Annotated in this window: 2 protein-coding genes; both read left to right on the top strand. The window is 66.7% G+C overall.

Going from position 1 to position 4,591, the window contains the following annotated elements:
• A partial coding sequence (gene aceE, locus AC1DWT_RS49710; RefSeq protein WP_477926118.1) for a pyruvate dehydrogenase (acetyl-transferring), homodimeric type occupies positions 1–2,842 on the top strand: 2,842 nt, incomplete at its 5' end.
• A gap of 18 nt (positions 2,843–2,860) precedes the next feature.
• The gene (pyk, locus tag AC1DWT_RS49705) at positions 2,861–4,333 is read left to right on the top strand and encodes a pyruvate kinase (RefSeq protein ID WP_206013483.1); all 1,473 of its coding nucleotides are present in this window, start codon (positions 2,861–2,863) and stop codon (positions 4,331–4,333) included.
• Positions 4,334–4,591 lie beyond the last annotated feature (258 nt).

The raw sequence follows: 4,591 nt of genomic DNA, 5'->3' as shown, positions 1-4,591 counted from the left end.
CGTCATCCGTGAGGGTGTTGCGTCGTATCTGCCGGATATCGATCCGGATGAGACCACGGAGTGGTTGGAATCGTTCGATGGTTTGTTGGACCGGTCCGGTCCGACTCGTGCCCGGTATCTGATGTTGCGGATGCTCGAGCGGGCCGGGGAGAAGCACGTCGCTCTGCCGGCGTTGACGTCGACCGATTATGTGAACACCATCCCGACGGAGAACGAGCCGTGGTTCCCCGGCGACGAGGAGGTCGAGCGCCGGTACCGGGCGTTCATCCGGTGGAACGCGGCGGTGATGGTGACCCGCGCGCAGCGCCCCGGGGTGGGKGTCGGTGGCCACATCTCCACCTACGCCTCCTCCGCSGCGCTGTACGAGGTGGGGTTCAACCACTTCTTCCGCGGCAAGGACCATCCCGGCGGTGGSGATCAGATCTTCATCCAGGGCCACGCCTCCCCSGGCATYTACGCGCGCGCGTTTTTGGAGGGGCGGATCCCGGCGGAGCGGATGGACGGGTTCCGGCAGGAACACTCGCACACCGACCAGGGTGGCGGGTTGCCGTCGTACCCGCACCCGCGGTTGCTGCCCGATTTCTGGGAGTTCCCGACGGTGTCGATGGGGTTGGGCCCGATGAACGCCATCTACCAGGCCAGGTTCAACCATTACCTGCACGACCGCGGCATCAAGGACACCGCCGACCAGCACGTGTGGGCGTTCCTGGGTGACGGGGAGATGGACGAACCCGAATCCCGCGGCCTCGCCCAYGTGGCGGCCACCGAGGGCCTSGACAATTTGACGTTTGTGGTGAACTGCAACCTGCAGCGCCTCGACGGCCCGGTCCGCGGYAACGGSAAGATCATCCAGGAGTTGGAGTCGTTCTTCCGCGGCGCCGGCTGGAACGTGATCAAGGTGGTCTGGGGCCGCGAGTGGGAYGCSCTGCTGCACGCGGACCGGGACGGCGCCCTGGTCAATTTGATGAACGTCACYCCGGACGGCGACTACCAGACGTACAAGGCGAACGACGGCGGGTATGTGCGGGAGCACTTCTTCGGCCGGGACCCGCGGACGAAGGAGCTGGTCGCGAACCTCTCSGATCAGGACATCTGGAACCTCAAACGCGGCGGCCACGACTACCGCAAGATCTACGCCGCGTACGCGGCGGCGATGGCGCACAAGGGTCAGCCGACGGTGATCCTGGCGCACACCATCAAGGGGTACACCCTGGGYAAGCACTTCGAGGGCCGCAACGCCACCCACCAGATGAAGAAGCTGACCCTCGATGATCTGAAGAATTTCCGGGACCTGCAGCGGATCCCGATCTCCGACGCCGAGTTGGAGAAGAACCCGAAGATGCCGCCGTACTACCACCCCGGCCCCGATGCCCCGGAGATCCAGTACATGCTGGAYCGCCGCAAGGCGCTGGGCGGGTTCCTGCCGCAGCGGCGCACCGGCGTGGCGCCGTTGCCGCAGCCGGCGGAYTCGACCTACGACGTGGTCCGCAAGGGKTCCGGTAAGCAGCAGGTCGCGACCACCATGGCGTTGGTGCGGATCATGAAGGAGCTGTTGCGGGACAAGGAGATCGGGAAGCGGATCGTGCCGATCATCCCGGACGAGGCCCGCACCTTCGGGATGGACTCCTGGTTCCCCTCGCTCAAGATCTACAACCGTAACGGGCAGCTGTACACGGCGGTGGATGCGGAGCTGATGCTGGCGTACAAGGAGTCCGAGATCGGGCAGATCCTGCACGAGGGCATCAACGAGGCCGGCTCGACGGCCTCGTTCACCGCGGTCGGCACCTCCTACGCCACGCACGGTGAGCCGATGATCCCGCTGTACATCTTCTACTCGATGTTCGGGTTCCAGCGCACCGGCGACGGCCTGTGGGCGGCSGCCGATCAGATGGCCCGCGGGTTCGTGCTCGGTGCCACCGCCGGCCGCACCACCCTGACCGGGGARGGGTTGCAGCACGCCGACGGGCACTCGCTGCTGCTGGCCTCGACCAACCCGGCGGCGGTGGCCTACGATCCGGCGTTCTCCTACGAGATCGCGCACATCGTCAAGGACGGGCTGCGCCGGATGTACGGCGGCACCGACGGGGTGGACGGGTTCGGTGGKGAGGACATCTTCTACTACATCACCCTCTACAACGAGCCCTACTCCCAGCCCGCCGAACCCGCCGACCTGAACGTCGACGGCCTGCTCAAGGGCCTGTACCTGTTCAAGAAGTCCGAGGCCTCGGGCGGCTCCGCGCTTCAACACGGGCACTCCGCAGGCTCTGCGCCTGAAACCGGGCACTCCGCAGGCTCCGCGCTTCAACACGGGCACTCCGCAGGCTCCGCGCCCAGGGCCCAGATTCTGGTCTCCGGTGTCACCATGCCCGAGGGGCTGCGGGCCCAGCAGCTGCTCGCCGACGAGTGGGGTGTGGCCGCCGACGTGTGGTCGGTCACCTCCTGGGGTGAACTGCGCCGCGACGGCATCGAATCCGAACGCCAGGCGCTGCGGGACCCGGGCACCGACGCCCCGCTGCCCTACGTCACCCAGGCGCTGTCGGATGCGGCCGGCCCGTTCGTGGCGGCCTCGGACTGGATGCGCGCCGTCGCCGACCAGATCCGCCAGTGGGTCCCCGGCTCGTACACCACCCTCGGCACCGACGGGTTCGGGTTCTCCGACACCCGCCCCGCCGCCCGCCGGTACTTCAACGTCGACGCCGAATCCATCGTCGTCGCCGTCCTGTCCGCCCTCGCCGGCGAAGGCACCCTCGACCGCTCCAAGGCCGTCGAAGCCGCCACGAAGTACCGCATCGACGACGTCCGCGCCGCCGCCGTCTCCTATGCCGATACCGGCAGTGCCTAGAACGGAATCGACAATCCCATGACAGCAACAGTTTCCGAAGATCTCCTGGTGTCCGGCCAGCAGGATGCCGCGTCGGCCCGGCGCGCGAAGATCGTGTGCACCCTCGGGCCCGCGACGGCCACCGGCGATCGCATACGCGAACTCGTCGACTGCGGAATGGACATCGCCCGGCTCAACTTCAGCCACGGCGACCATGCCGATCACGAGGCGAACTACAACCGGGTGCGGGATGCATCCGAACGCACCGGTAGAGCGGTCGGCATCCTCGCCGACCTGCAGGGCCCGAAGATCAGGTTGGGGCGCTTCGCGGAGGGCTGCACCGTGTGGTCGGACGGTGATGTCGTGCGGATCACCGTCGACGAGTGCGAGGGCACCCACGACCGCGTGTCGACCACCTACAAGCAGTTGGCCGAGGATGCCAGGCCGGGTGACCGGTTGCTCGTCGACGACGGCAAGATCGGATTGGTCGTCACCGGCGTCGACGGCAACGACGTGGTGTGCCGGGTCACCGAGGGCGGTCCGGTCAGCAACAACAAGGGTGTGTCGTTGCCGGGGATGAACGTGTCGGTTCCGGCGCTGTCGGACAAGGACATCGCCGACCTCGAGTTCGCGCTGGGTCTCGGTGTCGACCTCATCGCGCTGTCGTTCGTGCGGTCGGCGGCTGACATCGAACTCGTCCATGCCGTGATGGACCGGGTCGGCCGCAGGGTCCCGGTGATCGCGAAACTCGAGAAACCGGAGGCGATCGACAACCTCGAGGCGATCGTGCTCGCATTCGACGCGGTGATGGTCGCCCGCGGCGATCTGGGCGTGGAGTTGCCCCTCGAACAGGTGCCGCTCGCGCAGAAGCGGGCCATCCAGGTCGCCCGCGAGAATGCGAAACCCGTGATCGTCGCGACGCAGATGCTGGAATCGATGATCGAGAATTCGCGGCCGACCCGCGCCGAGGCGTCCGACGTGGCCAATGCCGTTCTCGACGGTGCCGATGCCGTGATGCTGTCGGGCGAAACGTCCGTCGGCAAGCATGTGATGGAAACTGTCCGCACGATGGCCCGGATCGTCAGCGCGGTGGAGGAGAGGTCCACGCACGTTCCGCCGCTGGGGCACGTGCCCCGCACGAAGGGCGGAGTCCTGTCCTATGCGGCCCGCGACATCGGGGAACGATTGGGCGCCGCGGCGCTCGTCGCGTTCACCCAATCGGGTGACACGGTGCGCCGGATGGCGCGCCTGCACACACCGCTGCCGTTGCTGGCGTTCACGCCGCTCCCGGCAGTGCGTGCTCAACTCGCGCTGACGTGGGGGACCGAGACGTTCCTCGTCGACCCCGTCGCGTCGACGGACGAGATGATCCACCAGGTCGACCACGCGCTCCTCGGCCTGGGCCGGTACCGGCGGGGCGATCTCGTCGTCATCGTCGCGGGATCGCCGCCGGGCACCGTCGGCTCGACCAACCTGATCCACGTCCACCGAATCGGCGAGGAAGACCACTGAAGGGATGTGACGTTGTAACCGTACGGCCGTCCGCTATTGACAGAACTCGATGGACACGGTTTTCTCTATGTCAAGATACGAAACTGTGTTTTCGCATCGTGGAAGTTTGCCAAGTGCGGAAGGTGAGTCATTTCATGACTGAGCGTGTTGAGGTCGGCGGTCTGCAGGTCGCGAAGGTGCTCTACGACTTCGTGAACGAGGAGGCGTTGCCGGGGACCGGGATCGACGTCGACGGTTTCTGGTCGGGTGCGGTGAAGG

This window comes from Rhodococcus sp. P4_B6, assembly GCF_056402215.1.
This window is presented reverse-complemented; position numbering and strand designations above follow the sequence as displayed.

What these genes read in the sequence shown, in the direction of transcription:
- pyk (WP_206013483.1), top strand. Translation starts at nt 2,861, where the DNA reads ATGACAGCAACAGTTTCCGAAGATCTCCTGGTGTCCGGCCAGCAGGAT.